Origin of the sequence: Lysinibacillus sp. GbtcB16, from assembly GCF_019091145.1 — a bacterium.
In the GTDB taxonomy this organism is placed as follows: domain Bacteria; phylum Bacillota; class Bacilli; order Bacillales_A; family Planococcaceae; genus Lysinibacillus; species Lysinibacillus fusiformis.
Window position 1 is genome coordinate 1 of the sequence record NZ_JAGXJV010000353.1, and the last position, 275, is coordinate 275.

A 275-nucleotide genomic window follows, 5' to 3' on the forward strand; every position below is an offset into this window, starting at 1 on the left:
CAAATATGTGAGGAAGCCGGGGCCAATGTGGCTCTGGTTTCCTATTATTTTGGCGGAAAAGAGAGCGTTTTCTATGAGATTTTTCAACAGTATTACCCGCCTCACAAGCTTGCGAACTACTTTGACATCGAAGATCCGGTAGAAGGAATCAAAACGATCATCAGAGAAGTTATTCTGATCCGGAACCAAGATCCTCAGATGGTAAGTATTCTGCAGATGGAGATTATTACGTTATCCCCACGCGTGGAAAAAATAAGAGATCTTCTTTTTCCAAT

The 275-nt window shown here is 41.8% G+C and carries 1 protein-coding gene; it reads left to right on the top strand.

Annotation, left to right across the window (positions count from 1 at the left end; all coding sequences use genetic code 11):
• On the top strand, positions 1-275 hold a 275-nt coding region (locus KVT27_RS24520; protein ID WP_369009669.1), incomplete at both ends, for a TetR/AcrR family transcriptional regulator.